Below are 18,075 nucleotides of genomic sequence, written 5' to 3'. Positions count from 1 at the left end.
CTTGAGCGGGCTGGACGCCGGCAATTACGTCGTCACGCAGCCGAGCGGCGTGACGGCGACGATCAGCAAGGCCGACCTGGCGCTAACGGGCTTGTCTGCTGCCGATAAGGTCTACGACGCCACGACCACGGCTGCACTGAACGGCACCGCCAGTCTGTCCGCTGTCATGGAGGGCGACATGGTCTTTCTGAGTGGTACGCGCACTGCTAATTTCGCGGACAAAAATGTCGGTGGCAATAAGTTGGTGACTCTCAGTGGCTACACGCTGAGCGGTACAGATGCCGGCAACTACAATCTCGTCGATCGAAACGTGCTCACCGCCAGCATCACGCCCGCATCGATCACGGTCAGTGGCATTACTGCCGCCGATAAACTGTATGACGGCACCACGGCGGCCACGGTCAACACCCGCAATGCGACGCTGGCGGGCAAGTTTGCTTCGGATGTGGTCACGATGGCCTCGACCGGCCAGTTCGCCGACGCGGGCGTTGGCGACGGCAAGGCGGTCAATCTGAGCAGTGTTTTTGGCGGGGCCGATATCGGCAATTACATCATTGCCCAGCAATCGCGCGCAGTCGCCAGCATCACAGCCGTGCCCACCACGCCGGTCGCGAGCGTCAGTGCGACGCAGATGCAGCAGGTTCAGAACACGGTAGCGCAAGTGCTGTCGTCCGTGTTGCCGCCGCAGGCTTCGGCGCAGCCGCAGGTATTTGACCTGTCTTCGACCTTGGTGGTGCAGCAGACTGGCTCTGGCAAGACCGAGCGCTCGCAGGCAGCCACCAGCCGCCCCGCGCTCAATACCGCCACAGGATTTGGCAGGCCCGAGCCGACGCTGCGCATTCAAAATGGTGGCATACAGTTGCCGCTCGTCATCACCAGCATCGCAGAATAAAAATACATGACTACTATATCCAAGCAACCTTTCTTGATGAAACCTTTGTTCGCGGCATTGTCGCTGGTGTCGCTCGATGCGTATGCCGCTGACCCGCAGGCGACTCCCAATGCGGGGTCGATACTGCAACAGTTGCAACCGGCAGTCCCTGCCGTAGTGAAGCCGCCTGCGCCGACACTGGAGGTGAGGCCGCAAGGCGATGCCGGCTTGCCGCCATCGCAGCCGATTCCTGTGAAAGCGCTGCGTATCACGGGCAATACCGCTTTTGCCACGGCAACGCTGCATGCGCTGGTCGCCGATCAGGAAGGCCGCAGTCTGACGCTGCCGCAACTTGAGGAACTGGCCGGGCGCATCACCGCGTATTACCAGGGGCATGGATTTCCAATGGCACGGGCCATCATTCCGGTGCAATCGATCACCGATGGCGTCATCATCATCCAAGTGGTCGAGGCGCACTACGGCAAGGTCCGCCTCAACAACCACAGCGAAGTGAGCGACGCCTTGCTCAATGCCAGCCTGGCTCCGCTCAGTGGCGGAGCGCCGATTGCCGATGCCGAACTCAATCGTGCCTTGCTGTTGCTGTCCGATGTGCCGGGCGTGAGTGTGAATGCGACTCTCAAGCCGGGCACAACCGTTGGTGCCGCCGACATGGATGTCGAGGCGCGCTACAACAGGATACCCCTGGCTAACGTTTCACTGGATAACTACGGTAACCGCTATGTCGGGCGCACTCGCCTGAGCGGCAACTTGAATATCGTCAATCCGTTTCATCATGGCGATATTCTGAGCGCCAACCTCGTCAGCACGGGGGAGGGCATGAATTATGCCAGGCTGGGATACGATACTTTGCTTAACGGCCAAGGTAGCAGGCTCGGCGGCGCGTACTCGGCATTGCGCTACAAGCTCGGCAGCACTGCCAGTGCGCTCCAGGCGAATGGCACGGCGACGGTTGCCAGCCTGTGGGCGAAACATCCCTTGATCCGCACCAAGCAATACAATGTCTATGCGCAATTGCAATACGATGCCAAAAATTTGCGCGATCATATCGATGTCGGCAGCCTGCGTACCGATCGTCATCTGAATAACTGGGTACTGAGTGTGAATGGTGATTTTCGCGACAACTTGCTGGGCGGGGCAATGAGCATGGCGAGTCTTGGCTGGACTGGCGGGCGCGGCAGTTTTGATGACGCCGCTGCCGCCGCATCGGATGCCTCGGCCGCGCGTACCCGCGGTGGTTTTTCGAAGTGGAATGCCAATTTCGCCCGTTTGCAGGGGCTGACGCTGCGCGACAGCTTGTACTTCAACTTCAGTGGACAATGGAGTGACGGCAATCTTGATTCTGCCGAAAAGATGACTGCCGGTGGTCCCTATACGGTCCGGGCCTATGACATCGGGGCAGTTTCCGGTGACGCCGGCTATGTAGGCAATGTGGAAATGCGCCATGATCTGGCATCGCTGCCGCTCGGGAAATGGCAGGTGCTGGCGTTTTTGGATACTGCCTATGTGAAAATCAACCGTCATCCCTGGACCAGGGCAGAAAATAGCGCAACCCTGTCCGGTGCCGGTATCGGCCTGAACTGGGCCGGCCCGGACCAGTGGCGCGCCAGCGCTACCGTGGCAACGCGTGTGGGCGCCGCGCCCGCATTGCTGACAAAACCGTCATCGCTGCGTGCGTGGCTGCTGGCAAGCAAAAGCTTCTGAATGATCGAGCGGCAAGCCAGTACCGGCTCACTATAAATGACATCTTGCAACAGCATTTTTGCGGTTTTTGGGATCTGATAAAATAGACAAAATAGCCAGTTTCTCCGACGTCTATGAGAAAAGAGAGCGAAACAGCGCGCAATCATCAAAAAATGGCATGACGCGCTGCCGACTATATATACCCAAAAAAGAGGGGATGCGGCTTGACGCACCGCACATGGCTCCAGGCCAGATTCATTGCGCTGGAGCGGGAGCGTTCTCCTGCACGACCTGAACATACTGTATCCATGGATCATCAAACAGCCAGTATTGCATTATCCATCACACAGTTATGTATTTCGGTAACGATGATTGGTGTCTATTTTGCTGCGCCCATCGAGCGTTACACGCGGCTGTGGGCCATGTCCGGCGTGCTGACCGCTGTCGGGATGACGCTCATTATATTGAATGCCGCGCGCCCACCAGGTTTTCTGCTAATGCTGGGAAATGTTGGATTGTTTTCCGGCTGTGTCATCGTGTGGGTCGGGCTGAGAGCTTTCTTCGGGCGGTCAATAAGCCGCTGGGGGTATGGTCTTGTCGCTTTGTTCGCGTGTCTGTATTTTCTGCTGATAGAAAACAAAGCGGAGTTTTCCTCGCGTGCCTGCCTGAGCAGTGCCAGCCTGATTCTGGTATTTGTGCTGTGCCTGCAAACGCTGCTGGTACGCAATCCAGAAGCCGCTTCCGGCAGGCATGGCTATGCGCGCGAAATGGCGATTGTCGGCTTGTTGATGCTGATTGCTGCGCATACGCTGCGTATCGTCGTTTTACTCTATCAGCCGGTGGCCTTCAATTCCGCATGGATGTCCCAGATCAATATAGTGGCTGTCTATCTGGTACCGCTGGCCGGAACCTTGTTGTTTTTTCCTGCCTTGCTGCTGCTGTATTTCGAGCGTATCAAGCATCAGCTGCTGCTGTCCTTGGAAGCCAAGCAGGAAGCGCTGGAAAACCAGATGCGATTCGTGGAGATGTTTTCGCACGAATACCGTACGCCGTTGGCTGTCATCCGGACCAATCTGGATATTTTGCAAAGTAAACAGCAGGCCAGCGGCCTACATTTCGCTTCCAACCTCGGGAAAATGCAGCGCGCGGTATTGCGACTCGTTGAATTGGCGGAAACTGCGCTGCAGAGGGATCAGCATAGCGAGGGAAAAGACGATATCCTTCGCGAGCCCATCCTGATGCGGGATTTTCTTCAAACTATCATTGATGAGGCCGCTGATTTCTGGAGCGAACGGGCGCCGCGACTCGGGCTTAAATGCCCGCACTCCATCGTCTTTGATGGGGATCGCAAGTTGCTCAAGACTGCAATGCTCAATGTCCTTGATAATGCGATCAAATACGGGGCTAAACAGGGGACCGTCAGTGTTCAGTTGAGGAAAAACAATGGTACATTGCTCATTACGGTGGACGACGATGGCCCGGGTATTCCAAAACATGAGCTGGACCTGGTGTATGGCAAGTATTTTCGTGGCAGTCGCACCGCTTCCGTCGCCGGCAGCGGCGTCGGCCTGTATCTGGTGCGGCGTATCATCGCTCAACATGCCGGCAGCATATTTCTCAGCAACCGTCCCGACGGAGGCACTTCAGCGACAATCACCTTGCCTTTGCCTATAGAGGAGGCGCATAGCGGTGCAATTGAAAATTAATGTGTTATTGGTCGAAGATGATGACGATTTGCGCGACAGCGTGGTGGAATGGCTGGAACTGAACGGCATGCATATCACCGCTGTGCGCAACGCGGCTGAGTTTTATCAGGCTTTGCCAAAATGTGATTTTCAGATCGCCGTCATCGACGTTGGGCTGCCGGATCAGGAAGGGTATGTGCTGGCCGAGTATGTGCGGGCCAATACCAATATGGGAGTCGTCATTTTGACTGCCCGCAGCGCGATAGAAGACAGGCTCAAAGGGTATAAATCTGGCGCAGACCAGTATCTGGTCAAGCCGGTCGATTGCCGTGAACTGTCAGCCGTGATTGTCAGTATCGCGCGGCGCGTACAGAATACTGCCGTCGACGTACCGGACATCCCGGAGCGGTGGACGATTTTTGTCACGCAGTGGGAACTCCATTTTTCCCACGATGTGCAGGTGGCGCTGAGCCTGAAGGAATTGATGTTTCTCGAATTGCTGGCGAGCAAGCCCGGTCTGCCAGTACAGAAAAAGACTATTTTAACCAAGCTGTATCAGCGCGATGACTACCATAGCGGCCGTTCGCTGGATTCATTGGTGCGTCGCTTGCGTGCAAAAATCGTATCACGGACCGGCGTCGATATCCCGATCCGAACCGTGCATTCAGTCGGCTATTGCTTCGCCGGCGAGATTGCTCTTGCTGAGGGCGACTCCCTTCAATGTTCCGTCGTGCCAGCCTAGATACTGCAGACACTTATTGCGCGATCGCAAGAAAATATTGCACCACCCGTGTCGATCATGGCGTCTGTCCCAGGCTGGCTAGGCGGGCCAGCGTCGCTTGCGCATGCATGGTTTGGGCCAGCGAGGCGGCGCTCATGCCGCGGCTGTCCACGGCGTCGATGCGGGCGCCGTGTTGCAGCAGCAATTCCAGGATGGCCAGGCGGTTGAACATGGCGGCCATCATCAACGGCGTCTTGCCGTCCGGGCTGGCGCCTTCCACGTTGGCGCCATGCTGGAGCAGCAATTCGGCGATGTCCAGGTAGCCCTTGTAGGCCACGCTGGCCAGCGGCGTCTGGCCCTGGTCGTTGGGCACGTTGGCGTCGGCGCCTGCTGCGAGCAGCAGGCGTGACGTTTCCAGGTGCCCGTGGTAGCTGGCCAGCATGATCAGGCTGTCGCCTTTTTCGTTGCGGAAGTTGACTGGCACGCCCTGGGCAAGCATGGCGCCCAGCTGCTGCGTATCACCCTCACGCACCAGGGCAAACAGGCCCTGGATGAATTCCAGCGTTTCGGCATCCATCGCTGCCGGGATTTTCCGTGCTTCGGTGTTCATCGTTTTCTTTCCGCCGGGGTAGTCCAGGCTTGCAGTCTACTATGCGGCCGGCGCCAGTGCCTTTTGCCGCGCTGCCAGCGCCGCGCCGAGGAAGAGGGCGATGGCCGAGGCACGGGGGGCGGGGTCTGGCCCGGCATTCGTACACGATCTTAGCTTTGGCTATCTCTATTTGCGGTAGGTTGCGCGTTATCAAATGCAGATACGGCAGACTGACTGTCATGCTCGAGACGTGAAAAGTGGTGGAGATGTGGGACATGGTTTGGACATCGACATGGCTGAGGTCGTGTCTGAATGGCGGACCTCGTATATTGAATATGCCGCATCTCCGTCAGATAACGAGGACGTGGTAGCGGCCAGGCGGCGTGATGCTGATCAGACCGAGTGCCTTTGAACACGTGGGTCAGATAGGTACCTTTGCCTGTTTCATTTTATTAGTCCGAACGGTACCTTGGGCCACCGCGATGTTACGAAAGCCTGTATAGCGTCGATTTTGGCCTCATCGCGCGCCGTGCCGATATCCACCAGGCATTCCTCTCGCTTGCCTGCATACTCATCTGCTGGAGATACATTCAGCGGTTTTGTTAGGCGTTCTTAGTCGTCTCGGCCTTGAGCCATCCCGATAGCTGCACCGAGTATTTGTCTAGTCCGCTAACTGATCGCCGCTCCGCATAGGAGGGCTCAGTGGTTTCCGATCGCAGGTAGCGTCGGACGGTATTGCGCGAGATATCCAGTCGCCTAGCGATTTCTCGTATTGGGATCTGGTCACGAAGGTGCCAGCGTCGAATGAAGCCGAGTAGAGCCACGTCGATCACTCCGATCTCCTGCTGATAAGACAGGTAGAATTGTGCTACTAACGTGGGTCGGATTCCGTTGCAAATTCGTGGGGAAGGTGGGGCAATTTTCAATGCAACTTAACACTCATATGTCAGGATGTAGGTAATGTCCGTGACCCAGACGCGAATTGGCTCTTGTACATTAAACTGCCGCTGCAGATGATTCGGAGCCACCAGCAACGGCGCGCCGCCACGTTTGTACTCGCGCCTGGCGTAACCCGCCTGAGAACGAATCCCAGCCGAGCGCATCAGGCGATTAACGCGATTGATGCCGCATTGTTCGCCCAGCTCTCGCAGATCGTCGCAGACCTAGTGGTAACCGTACACGCTGCCGCTTTCCAGCCAAGATTCCTTGATGGATACCAGCAGGCGCTTGTCTTCCTTGGCACGTTTGCTTTCAGGATTCAGACGCCAAGCATAAAAACCGCTCGGATGAGCCTCAAGCACTTTGCAAAGCCGTCGCACCGGGATTTGCAACGAATTGGCCTTGTAACTCAATAATTAAGGTGTACCTTACGCGGGCGTCTTGGCAAAGTACACTGCGGCCTTTTTCAAGATGTCGCGCTCTTCCGTGACGCGCCTGAGCTCGGTTTTCAGGCGCCGCACGTCGTCGGTCTGGACATCCACTGCCTTGCGCTCTTCCTCTGGGACGCCATAGCGTTTCACCCAGGCGTACAGGCTATGGATGCTCACGCCAAGCCGCACTGCGACCTCGCTAACCGGTTGCCCGCGCTGCGCCACTTGCTGGACCGCAGCAATCTTGAATTCCTCTACGTATCGTTTCCGCTCATACTTTCTCCTTGTGCCCGTAATTATGGCTCAGGAGTGTCTACGATTGTCGTGGCGATTCAGTTAGCCATCCTAGTTTTAAGCAGAAATTTTATGAGGGTGATAAAAAATCAGGCTTTTCCATGCAATATGCAGGACGGAGGCTGTGGACGATGGCACCGCCACCATCACTTTGAAGTCAGACACCGTCCAGGTTTCTAATGTTGATATGATAACTGAGCTCGGTTGGTAGCTGCGTGCGCTGACTTGCGAATTCAATCGGTCAACGCAACAAACTGCTCAAATTCTTGAACTGGTGTCTGGCAGAATACCCTGGTCCCTAACACGATCCATCGGTCTTCCATCTTTCTCGAACCTTGGATCGGGAGAAACTAAGCTACAGGCGGCTATGCACTTTTCAAATCAAACATATATCTTGTTCTTCTATGGATTGATTGTAATTGATGCCAGTGAGTAGGTTGATTGGATTTTTATTGCTCCAATCCGATTGAGCTGAGATTCAATAATCCTGTTTTCGGGGGCTATGTTTATGTAAAAATGTGGAGGTCTGATGGATTTTATTTCTTTGAGCGGCTTATGTTTTTTGTATATCATATCAATGACCTGCGGAAGAATTGATGCATCGTTAAGAAGAGATATTCCTAGACAATTGCTTTCCATAACATAGGAGCTTCCAACATAGAGTCCATCAACTTTTATCAGATACCAGGCCCTGTACGGGTGATTTTTCACAAACTTAATATGTTGGTCAAACGTTGGTATGGAGACGTTGCTTATGTTGTGTTCTCGATTCTTGAGCAATTGAAATAAAATCTCAATTTGTTTTTCGCTGCCAATAATTTTCTCAAGCTTAATAGTTTCTATCGCTTTATTATTCATAATAATCAATCAGTTCTCGTCAGGTAGAAAAAGTTATCATCTTCGTCGATTTTTATGAACCCATATCTTTCAAATATCCTTAGGCTTGCCTTGTTTTCCTTTTTTATTGTGGCTGTTAATTTAATAGTGTTGGATGTTCTATATTTTTCAATGGAGTTCGCAAGAAAATCATACGCTAAGTTTTTTCCGCGCATACTTGGATTGAGGTTGATTGAGACTTCTGCGCCACTCATTTTTTTGTCGGTATCAAACCTGCAGATACCTACTTTTCCTTCGTTGACTATTCCTATGTAAATTTTTCTTAATTGATTGGTTAAGCTGCTTTCAAACCATTTTTTATGTTCCTCTAAAGTCACGACATTGTTGCTTATGAACATCTGGCAGCTAACGGGGTCATTTCTCCATGTGAAAACATCTAAGGAATCATTTATATCAGCATCTTTAATTTTCATTTCGATATAACCTTACTTTTGCATATAGTTCATTGTCGCGGATGAAGGAATTTGAAAATTCAATTTTGTAATAGCCAAAATTTATGTAGGCATTTTTATAGCTAGCCCCATCAACCATTCTTATTCTGTCAAAAAGCTCCTTTATTGAATATTCACTCTTCAATTCATTGTCTTCATAAGTTAGTCGACTGAATGGAACTATGTTGCCATATTGCTCTTTAGGTTTGATGTTTTCTTGGCAAATTTTAATAATGAGCTTTTCAACGCAAACAGAAATTCTTGAAAAAATTTCTGAAATGGTGCCATCAAGAGATACTTCGATGGAATCATAAATAGGGCCGCCATCAAGAATTTCTGTCATTCTTAATGCACATACAGGTGAATTCTCTATTCCTCTTAAAATCAAATTTTGAACTGGACTGCCGCCCCTTCCATAAGGTAATGGAGCTGTGTGAAATACTATACATTCATATCGTTCATATATTTCGGAATCAACTTTCCAGTTCCAATGCGGGAAAAAAATGTATCGTGGATTGATTTTTTTCAAAAATTCCAGATTGAGCTGGTCTTTGGTGTGAATTTCAATTATATTTAAACTTGCATATTCCGCAGTCTTAGGGTGTTCTTTAAACCAGTCTTTAGAAGACGCTACTACATAGTTAATCATCTTTCTATCTTTCGTATGATTTCAAAAGCTTCAGCGTAGTGCAGCCCAACTTGGTTGCCCCTATGTTTGGCTAAATTTTCAAGCCCCTCGAATGAACGTGTGTGAGGGGAGTCACGCATTTCCATTTGGTATTCTTCCAATGCTGCTAATTTCTTTTTCCACGTATTTTTAATATCAACATAAAGATTCGGATAAAACAAATCTGTTATTGATCTGTGGCCATAATCTGTAGCAGAAGCAATTTCGAAAGTCCGAATCTCTTGCCAAACTTCATTAGGTTGAGGTCGAAATGCAGTCAGGGTTGCTTGACTTACAACGCGATGGTCAACATTTAAGTCTGCTGAGCTATGTGTATAAACTATTGTCGGTTTAATAGTGTTTTTTGCTTTTTCAATTACTTTTGCAACTGCTAATAGTGGCACTGTATCCATTGCATTGTCTGGAAAACTTCCGCCTTCTATCCAGGTTAAGCCGAGTATTTTTCCTGCATTAATCGAAGCTTGAGTGCGAATCTTAATTTCTTCTTCATTTTCACCACCCCTCGCACCAACGCCATCTGTCATTGACACTGCATATACAATATCTCCATTCTCAACGTGCCTAGCAATTGTTCCCCCTAATCCCAATGCTTCGTCGTCGGTGTGGGCAATCACTACCAATACTGTATGCCTGTTCATGGTGCTGCTTAATTGTGTATTTCTATTCATTCTTGGTTTACTTTTCTAATCAACTAATGAAGCACCTAAGCAGATAGGTGCTAAAATCAAGAGCAATTTTATGCTGCATGAAGCTTCGTGTCACGTATGATGATAAAAAGATGTCTTTTTGAAATTTTCCACTGCTGGTCTCTGTGTAAGCTTGGCACGAATTAAGCGTTAATTCAGAATAATTTACGTTAGCTGAAAAAGACTAAACACTAAAAAAGTGACAAAAAATGGCACATGGGTTTTCGGTAGCCTACCAATTGATTTACTTGATTCCTTTAGTCACGTAACTACTGAGCGGAAATGATCTCCCGTTTGGCGCTGTAAGATAACTCCGTGTCAATGTAACAGCTAAGCCCCTGATTTTTCAGGGGCTTTTTTGACTGGCAAGTGTCAACAGTCTATAGCAGAGCCAAGTATGTCTTCTTCTGTTTAAGGGTACGTCAACATGATACCTGAATGCAGTGACGATTTAAAATCTGTCCGGATAGGGGACGTAGTCTGTTGACGGCACAAGAAGCGCGGACCCAGCGTGAAGAGGACGCGTGGCGAGCCCTGCGACGACGATCGATGTAGTTTCCGCTTCCGATGGCCAGCAGCAGAGGATGTATTGCTTTATGGTAAAGGGTATTTCATACCAGTGGTGTGACGGGGTCCGTGTAATGCTGCAATGAGCATTGCACCTGCCGCGTAGCGCGGATGTAACGGCGTCGTGCCGCGGCGGCAACGGTCACTATGGTGGCCTGCCGCAGGCTGGCTGTAGTTTGGGGGCAGGTGGCCGTAGCGAGAATATGTTCTATCGTGCAATGCAAGACATCAGCTGGTTGTGCGTCCGAATCGTCGCAAGCCCTGGCTGCTCCCACGGTCGCGGTGCAGCCTGTCCCTACGTTGGACCGCGTACCCTGAATACTGTCGGCAAGTTCGACAACCGCTTTAACTTCATGCGCGGCATTTTTTCCGATAACGTTGACCGCCTGGGGCGCCATTCGAAAAGCATCTTGATTGCGCACCTGCCAATCATGCGCCACGGGGTTTCCATGAGCTGAAATACCTGACAAAAATAGTCAGAAGAAATGTTTCTTTATTGAATTTTCATAAAGCCCACATTATCATATGTGTAAGAAACGCATTCGCCGCCTGAGCACACCTGACGAAACCAGCCGCGCGCGGCCACTTGCGCCCGCCGCTGCGGTTTTGTCCGGCGTGGCAAGGCTGTGTGCGCGTCGCGGGGGGGATGGATGTGCCGGCATTCCATATTGCTGGCAGCAATGCCATTGCTGTTCAGGTTCTGATGCCTGGACTCTGCCGTCCACGATGCTGAATGCATGGGTAAGAGATCGTCCGCCAGACCAGATTGTCTATTGCCCTGAAATCATTATTCTTGACGGGAGACAGGCATGGCGTGGTGGAAGTCGCGGGAAAAGACGAGCGTGGCGGCGACGGGAAAGCGTTCGCGGCTGTTATTGCAGGCGCTGGAGCCGCGGCTGATGTTCGATGGCGCTGCCATGCACAGCGCGCTGGTGGCGCAGCATGCCGACGTGCCCCATCCGGCGCCCGAACGCATGATGGAAGCGGCCGCCGGCGAACGGGCCCAGGAACGCCATGCCGCTGCCGGGACGGCGCCGCCGGCCAGGCAGGTGGTGTTCATCATGTCCGATATCGCCAACTACCAGAGCCTGACGGGCCAGCTGCCGCAGGGCGCGGACGTCGTCGTGCTCGATGGCGGCAAGGATGGCCTGGCGCAGATGGCGCAGTGGGCGGCGCAGCACCACGGCTATGCGGCCATGCACATCGTGTCGCACGGCGAGGCGGCCAACCTGATGCTGGGCAGCACAGCGCTCACCGCCGATAATTTGCAGGGCCGCCAAGCGGAACTGGCCGCGCTGGGCGCGGCCCTCAGGCCGGGCGGCGATATCCTGTTGTATGGATGCAACATCGGCGCCGGCAGCGGCGGCGCTGCCTTCATCGGGCGCCTGGCGGAACTGAGCCATGCCGACGTGGCCGCCTCGGCCGACGCCACCGGCACGGCCCGCCTGGGCGGCAACTGGTCGCTGGAGCGCCAGGCCGGCAGCGTCGAGGCGCAGGCCCTGCAGCTCGACTATCAGGGCCTGCTGGCGCGTCCCGTCAACGGCGTCACCAGTTTCAACTCTTTTCCGGGGGGAATACTTACCAATGGCAGCGCCGATGGCCCGGGGCTGACCGCATTGAATATTGAAGGCTGGGATTTCACCTTGCGCGGGGCCAGCGCCATGGATTGCTATATCGCCGCCGACACCTTGACTTACCAGACGATGCTGATCAGCGGCACGAGCAACAATGGCGTAGCACTCGACTACATGATGGTCAAGCCTGGCGATGGCAGCGTGTTCCGGCTCGATTCCGTGGACCTGGCGGTTGCCGGGCTAACGACGGGCACTGTCGGAACCTTGCAGCTGATCGGCTTTTACAATGGCGCGCCGGTGTCCGGCGCCATCTACAGCCTGACGGTGACGGATGCCTACATTGGCGGGCAACTCGTGACCTTCAACCTGTCGGCGAATAGCGCCTTCCAGGCCATCGATTCCTTCCGCGTGCAGACGGACGGCAGCTACCAGGTCACGGGCGCATTTGGCATTGACAATATCAGCGCCAGCAACTTTCGCATGCCTAACGTGGCGCCCTACCTGGCGCCTGGCGGCGGCAGTGCGGCCTACCGTGCCGGCAACGGCAATGCGGTGGCCGTCGATGGCGGCATCATGGTCGGCGACAACGACAACGCCACGCTGGCCAGCGCCAGGGTGGCGATCACGGGCAATTTCCGTTCGGGCGAGGACTTGCTTGCTTTTAACAACAGCAACGCTAGCATGTACGGCAATATTTCTGCCAGCTATAACAGCAGCACGGGCATACTGAGCCTGACTTCCTCGGGGGCAACGGCGACCCTGGCGCAGTGGCAGGCGGCCCTGCGCGCCGTCACCTACCAGGATACCTCGCTCGCTCCCTACACGGCGACGCGCACCGTCAGCTTCACGGTCAATGACGGCAGCGCTGACAGCTTCAGCACCAGCACCAGCGTCACGCTGAGCGCCGATGCGGCCCCCGTGATCGGCAACTTGCATGGCGACAATCCCACGTTCACGGAAAAGGGCGGCGCCGTGCTGCTCGATAGCGGCATGGCAGCCACCGTCGTCGATAGCGACACGGTCAATTTCAACGGCGGCAACCTGACCGTGCATATCAGCGCCTATGGCCGCAGCGGCGATATCCTGGGCATCGATACGGGCGGCACGGTGGCGCTGAGCAGCGGCACCAGCGCGGGCAGCGTGGTGTCGGTCGGCGGCGTGGCCATCGGCGTGATTGCCGTCAACGGCGACGGCATCAACGGCCGCGACCTGTGCATCACCTTCAATGGCAACGCCACGAGCGCGCGTACCGCCATCCTGTTGCAGGCGCTCAGCTACAACAGCAGCAGCAATGATCCCGGCGCCAGCCGCACGGTCAACGTCAGCGTCAATGACGGCAAGGGCGCCAGCGGCTCGGCCGACGTCAGCGTCAGCATCCGCGCGGTCAACGATGCGCCCGCGGCCAGCGCCACGGCGCTGGCGCCCGTATTTACGGCTGGCGGCGCGGCCGTGCCCGTATTCAGCGGCGCCGGCGTCAGCACCGTGGAGGCGGGCCAGGGCGTCCTCGCGCTGACGCTGAGCGTGTCCGGCCTGCGCGATGGCGCCAGCGAAATCCTGCTTGTCGATGGCAGCAGCATCGCCCTGGTCAACGGCAATGTGGTGACGACGGCAGGCAACGGCGCCACGGTGACGGTCGCCGTCAGCGGCGCCACGGCCACCGTCACCATCAGCAGCAGCGGCATGTCGGCCGCCGCCGCCGCTGCCTTGATCAACGGCGTCAGCTATCGCGATACGGCGTCCGCGCCCACGTTCGGCGCCCGCGTCGTGACGCTGACGTCCGTCATGGACAACGGCGGCACGGCCTATGGCGGCAGCGACACGACAGTCCTGTCGCTCAGCGCCAGCGTCAGCGTCCAGGGCGTGCCCGTGGTTAGCACCAGCGGCGGCAGCGCAGCGTTCACGGCAGGCGACAACACGGCTTCCACGCCGGTCACGGTGGACGGCGGGCTGACCGTGTCGGACCCGGACAGCGCCACACTGGCCAGCGCGACGGTTGCCATCACGGGCAACTTTCATGCGGCAGAGGACGTGCTGGGATTCACGGCGGGCGGCGCCTTCGGCAATATCAGCGGCAGCTATAACAGCGGCACCGGCGTGCTCACGCTCACCTCGGCCGGCGCCAGCGCCACCCTGGCGCAGTGGCAGGCGGCCCTGCGCTCGGTTACCTATACCGATAGCGCGGTCACGCCGAATGGCGCGACGCGCACCATCACGTTCCAGCTGAACGACGGCGCCAGCAGCGGCGCGGCGGCCAGCCGCGCGGTGACGGTGACGGCGGTGGACCAGACGCCCATCGCCACGGCCTCCGGCGGCGCCGCCGCGTTCATCGCTGCCAACAATGGCCTGTCCGCGCCGGTGGCCGTCGACAGCGGCATGCTGTTGTCCGACCTCGACAATACCACCTTCGCCAGCGCCACCGTGTGGATCGCGCAGAACTTCCGCAGCGGGCAGGACAGCCTGGCTTTCGTCAATACCAGCGCCAGCACCTTCGGCAATATCGTCGCGTCCTACAATGGCGGCACCGGCGTGCTGACCCTTGCGTCCTCGGGCGCCACGGCGACGGTGGCGCAATGGCAGGCGGCCCTGCGGGCCGTGACGTACAGCAACAGCGCCGTCACCCCCGACACGGCCGTGCGCGCCGTCAGCTTCGTCGTCAACGACGGCACGAAAAGCAGCGCGCCGGCGCAGCGCGCGGTGAGCGTCGCCGCCACCGCGCAGACGCCCGTCGTGACGGTGGGCGGCGGCAGCACGGCCTTCACGGCGGGCGACAATGCCGCGTCCATGCCGGTGCGCGTCGACGGCGGCCTGACCTTGTCCGACCTCGACAGCACGACCCTGGCCAGCGCCAGGGTGGCCATCACCGGCAATTTCAGGGCCGGCGAGGACATCCTGGCGTTTGCCAATGACAATGCTGTCACCTATGGCAACATCAGCGCCAGCTATGACGCCGCCAGCGGCGTGCTCACCCTCACGTCCGGCGGCGCCAGCGCCACCGTGGCGCAATGGCAGGCAGCCCTGCGCGCCGTGACCTACGTGGACAGCGCCGTCACGCCGCAGACGGCCACGCGCGGCATCAGCTTCCAGGTCAATGATGGCGCGGGCGACAGCAACAGCGTGACGCGCTCCGTGACGGTGGCCGCCGTCGACCAGACGCCGCTGCTGCAGGCCGGCGGCGGCAGCGGCAGCTTCCAGGTCGGCGGCGCGCCGGTGGCCGTCGATGGCGCCATCGTCGTGTCCGACCGCGACAGCGCGACCCTGGCCAGCGCCACGGTCAGCCTGACGGGCAATTTCCATGCGGGAGGAGACGTGCTGGGGTTCACGGCGGGCGGCGCCTTCGGCAATATCAGCGGCAGCTACAACGGCAGCACGGGCGTGCTGACGCTTACCTCGGCGGGCGCCAGCGCGACCCTGGCGCAATGGCAGGCCGCGCTGCGTTCCATCACCTACGCCGAGCTCGCCGCCACGCCGAACACGGCCACCCGCACGATCGCGTTTGCCGTCAACGACGGCAGCAAGACGAGCGCCGTCGCCACGTACGCCATCGCCTTGCAGCTGCCGCCCCCGGCCGTGGCCGGCCTGGACGCCGCCAGCGATACGGGCGCCAGCGGCACCGATGGCGTCACCAGCAATGCGCGGCCCGTGGTGCGCGGCACCGCGGTGGCGCATGCGCTCATCACCATCCTTGTCGATGGCGTGGCCGTGGACACCACCGTGGCCGATGCGGGCGGCGCCTGGAGCTATGCCTTTGCCGCCGCGCTGGGCGACGGCACGCACGGCATCGCGGCGACCGCGACGAGCGGCGGCGTGAGCAGCCTGCCGTCGGCCGTGCTGACGCTGCTGATCGACAGCGTCGCCCCGGCCGCGCCGCTTGACCTGGCGGTGTCGCATGGCGGCAGCGCGAACCGGCCCGTCTTCAACGGCAGCGCCGAGGCGGGCAGCGTGGTTACCGTTTTCATCGACGGCGTGGCGGCCGGCACGGCAAGCGCCGATGCCGGCGGCCGCTGGACCTTCCAGGCCGGCGCGACCCTGGCCGATGGCCAGCACAGCGTGACGACGGTCGCCACTGACCTGGCGGGCAATGCCGGCGCGCCGTCCGCCACGCTGGGCTTCAAGGTGGGGCCGCCGGCCGCGCCGGGCAATGTCGTGCTGGCGCCCGGCGCCGACACGGGCGCCAGCGCCAACGACGGCATCACGCGCCAGAGCCGGCCCGCGCTGGCGGGGCTGGCCGAGGCGGGCAGCGGCATCACCGTGTACATCGACGGCGTGGCCGTGGGGACGACGACGGCCGATGCCGCGGGCGCCTGGCAGCTGACGCCCGTGTCCGGTCTTGCCGACGGCGCGCACACGGTGCGGGTGGTCGCCGCCAATGCCGATGGCGCCAGTGCGCCGTCGGCGGCGCTGATCCTGACCATCGACACGGCGGCGCCTGCCGCGCCCGGCACGCCGGCCATCGTCGGCGGACGTCCGGGCTTGCCGCTGCTGTCGGGCAGCGCGGAAGCGGGCAGCACGGTCATCGTGCACGTCGACGGCGTGGCCATCGGCAGCACCACGGCCGACGCGGGCGGGGCGTGGACCTATCAGGTGGCGTCCAGCCTGGCCGATGGCCGGCACACGGTGCAGGCGCTGGCCACCGATATCGCCGGCAACCGCGGCGCACTCTCGGGCGGCCTGGCCTTCGACGTCGATGCCCGGCCGCCCGGCGCCCCTTCGCTGGCCCTGGCGGCCGGCGCCGACACTGGCAGCAGCGCCACGGACGGCGTCACGCGCGACGCCATGCCGGCCATTGCGGGCACGGCGCAGGCCGGCAGCACGGTCAGCGTGTCCGTCGACGGCCAATTGGTCGGCAGCGTGACGGCCGGCGCCGACGGCGCATGGCGCTACCGCCTGTCGGCGCCGCTGGCCGACGGCCGGCACAGCGTGACGGCCGTGGCCAGCAATGCGAACGGTCCCGGGGCGCCGTCGGCGGCCTTGACCCTGACCGTCGATACGGCGGCGCCGCGGCTGCTGGCCATCACGGCGCGCGATACGCCCGTCCATGGCGCCAGCACCCTGCGCTATGAATTGCAGTTCTCGGAAGCGGTGATCCTGGCGGCCGATGCGCTGGACGTCGTCGCCAGCGGCGGCGCGCAGGGCCGCATCGATTCCATCGTGCAGACGGGGGAGGGACGCTATCTGGTGCAGCTGGCAGTGAGCGGCGAGGGGACGCTGGCCTTGCGCGTGCGCCAGGGCGCGGCGTCCGACCTGGCCGGCAATGTGCTGGCAAATGGCGCCAGCGGCAGCGCCTATCAGCTGGCGCCGGCCCCGCCGCCCCTGCTGCCGGAGACGCCGTCCGCGGCATTGGCCAGGCCTGCCCCGGAAGCGGCCATGGCGGTGGCGCCCGATACGGCGCCGGTGGTCTTGCAGACCGTTGCCGCCCTGGCGCCGGAGGCTTGGCCGGCGCCGCCGGGCGGCGTGCGGCTGCTCGTGCCGGCGCCGTCGTGGGGGCAGGACGCGTTTGCCGGCGGCGGCATGGCCGACGCCTTTCCCGCCACGGGCGGCGCCCGTCTCGCGGCGCGCGACCTGGCGGACCTCGGCACCCGGCCCCTGCGGCCGGGCCAGTCCTTCGAGCTGCGCCTGCCGCCTGCGCTGGCGGGCGCGGCGTCTGTCGCGCTGCAGACGGCCGATGGCCGCGCCTTGCCGGCGTGGCTGCATTTTGATCCGCAAACGGGCCGCATCAGCGGCAAGGCGCCGGCCGGCTGGGACGGCGAACTGGCGCTGCAAGTGGTGGCGCGCGACGCGACGGGCCAGGTCAGCGTGACGCGGCTGCAGCTGAAGGCGGACGCCAAGGCGCCGGCCCGGCCGGAGCAGGAGGGCGCCAAGGACGCCGCCGCGCCGGCCAAGGCGGCGCTCGACGAGCAGCTGCGCCAGCTTGGCCAGCAGGCGTTCGAGCAGCAGGTGGCGGCGTGGCTGGCGGCCGAGGACATGGCGTGAGGCGGCAAGGGACGACCATGGAAATGAAGAA

Annotated in this window: 11 protein-coding genes and 1 pseudogene; 5 read left to right on the top strand and 7 right to left on the bottom strand. The window is 58.9% G+C overall.

Annotation, left to right across the window (positions count from 1 at the left end; genetic code table 11):
* The 4 genes from AC07VI_RS11630 to AC07VI_RS11615 all read left to right on the top strand — a co-directional run.
* Nucleotides 1-892 (top strand): YDG domain-containing protein (locus AC07VI_RS11630; RefSeq protein ID WP_494808794.1); only part of this gene is annotated, 892 nt, incomplete at its 5' end.
* A 6-nt stretch (nt 893-898) separates the two neighbouring features.
* Nucleotides 899-2,593, top strand: a complete 1,695-nt coding sequence (locus tag AC07VI_RS11625) for a ShlB/FhaC/HecB family hemolysin secretion/activation protein (protein ID WP_086148287.1) — start codon at nt 899-901, stop codon at nt 2,591-2,593.
* A gap of 203 nt (nt 2,594-2,796) precedes the next feature.
* Complete coding sequence (locus AC07VI_RS11620; RefSeq protein WP_139842657.1) at nt 2,797-4,278, top strand: sensor histidine kinase; 1,482 nt, start codon at nt 2,797-2,799, stop codon at nt 4,276-4,278.
* Entirely contained in the window at nt 4,262-4,999 is a 738-nt protein-coding gene (locus tag AC07VI_RS11615; RefSeq protein ID WP_086148285.1) for a response regulator transcription factor, read from the top strand. Before AC07VI_RS11620 ends, AC07VI_RS11615 begins: the two co-directional genes overlap by 17 nt.
* Before the next feature lie 55 nt (nt 5,000-5,054).
* Here the strand turns inward: AC07VI_RS11615 and AC07VI_RS11610 are convergent, their stop codons facing one another.
* The 7 genes and pseudogenes from AC07VI_RS11610 to AC07VI_RS11580 all read right to left on the bottom strand — a co-directional run bounded on the left by AC07VI_RS11610 (nt 5,055) and on the right by AC07VI_RS11580 (nt 9,885).
* The gene (locus tag AC07VI_RS11610; protein WP_086148284.1) at nt 5,055-5,588 is read right to left on the bottom strand and encodes an ankyrin repeat domain-containing protein; all 534 of its coding nucleotides are present in this window, start codon (nt 5,586-5,588) and stop codon (nt 5,055-5,057) included.
* Nucleotides 5,589-6,169: 581 nt separating this feature from the next.
* Entirely contained in the window at nt 6,170-6,391 is a 222-nt protein-coding gene (locus AC07VI_RS11605) for a helix-turn-helix domain-containing protein (protein WP_253252006.1), read from the bottom strand.
* A 114-nt stretch (nt 6,392-6,505) separates the two neighbouring features.
* A pseudogene (locus AC07VI_RS11600) lies at nt 6,506-7,234 on the bottom strand (IS3 family transposase); the annotation flags it as partial.
* A gap of 399 nt (nt 7,235-7,633) precedes the next feature.
* Entirely contained in the window at nt 7,634-8,089 is a 456-nt protein-coding gene (locus tag AC07VI_RS11595) for a hypothetical protein (protein ID WP_139842655.1), read from the bottom strand.
* A gap of 5 nt (nt 8,090-8,094) precedes the next feature.
* Nucleotides 8,095-8,541, bottom strand: a complete 447-nt coding sequence (locus AC07VI_RS11590; protein ID WP_086148281.1) for a GNAT family N-acetyltransferase — start codon at nt 8,539-8,541, stop codon at nt 8,095-8,097.
* Complete coding sequence (locus tag AC07VI_RS11585) at nt 8,531-9,208, bottom strand: formyl transferase (protein WP_139842654.1); 678 nt, start codon at nt 9,206-9,208, stop codon at nt 8,531-8,533. Before AC07VI_RS11585 ends, AC07VI_RS11590 begins: the two co-directional genes overlap by 11 nt.
* Complete coding sequence (locus tag AC07VI_RS11580) at nt 9,205-9,885, bottom strand: PIG-L family deacetylase (RefSeq protein ID WP_086148280.1); 681 nt, start codon at nt 9,883-9,885, stop codon at nt 9,205-9,207. Before AC07VI_RS11580 ends, AC07VI_RS11585 begins: the two co-directional genes overlap by 4 nt.
* Nucleotides 9,886-11,309: 1,424 nt before the next feature.
* Between AC07VI_RS11580 and AC07VI_RS11575 the strand changes: the two genes are divergently transcribed.
* Nucleotides 11,310-18,044 (top strand): Ig-like domain-containing protein, encoded by a 6,735-nt coding sequence (locus AC07VI_RS11575; RefSeq protein ID WP_492993798.1) that lies wholly within the window; start codon nt 11,310-11,312, stop codon nt 18,042-18,044.
* Nucleotides 18,045-18,075: the final 31 nt, after the last annotated feature.

It is taken from the genome of Janthinobacterium sp. GW821-FHT03A03 (assembly GCF_059421435.1).
The sequence above is the reverse complement of the archived record's forward strand: the minus strand, read 5'-3'. Positions and strand labels throughout refer to the sequence as shown.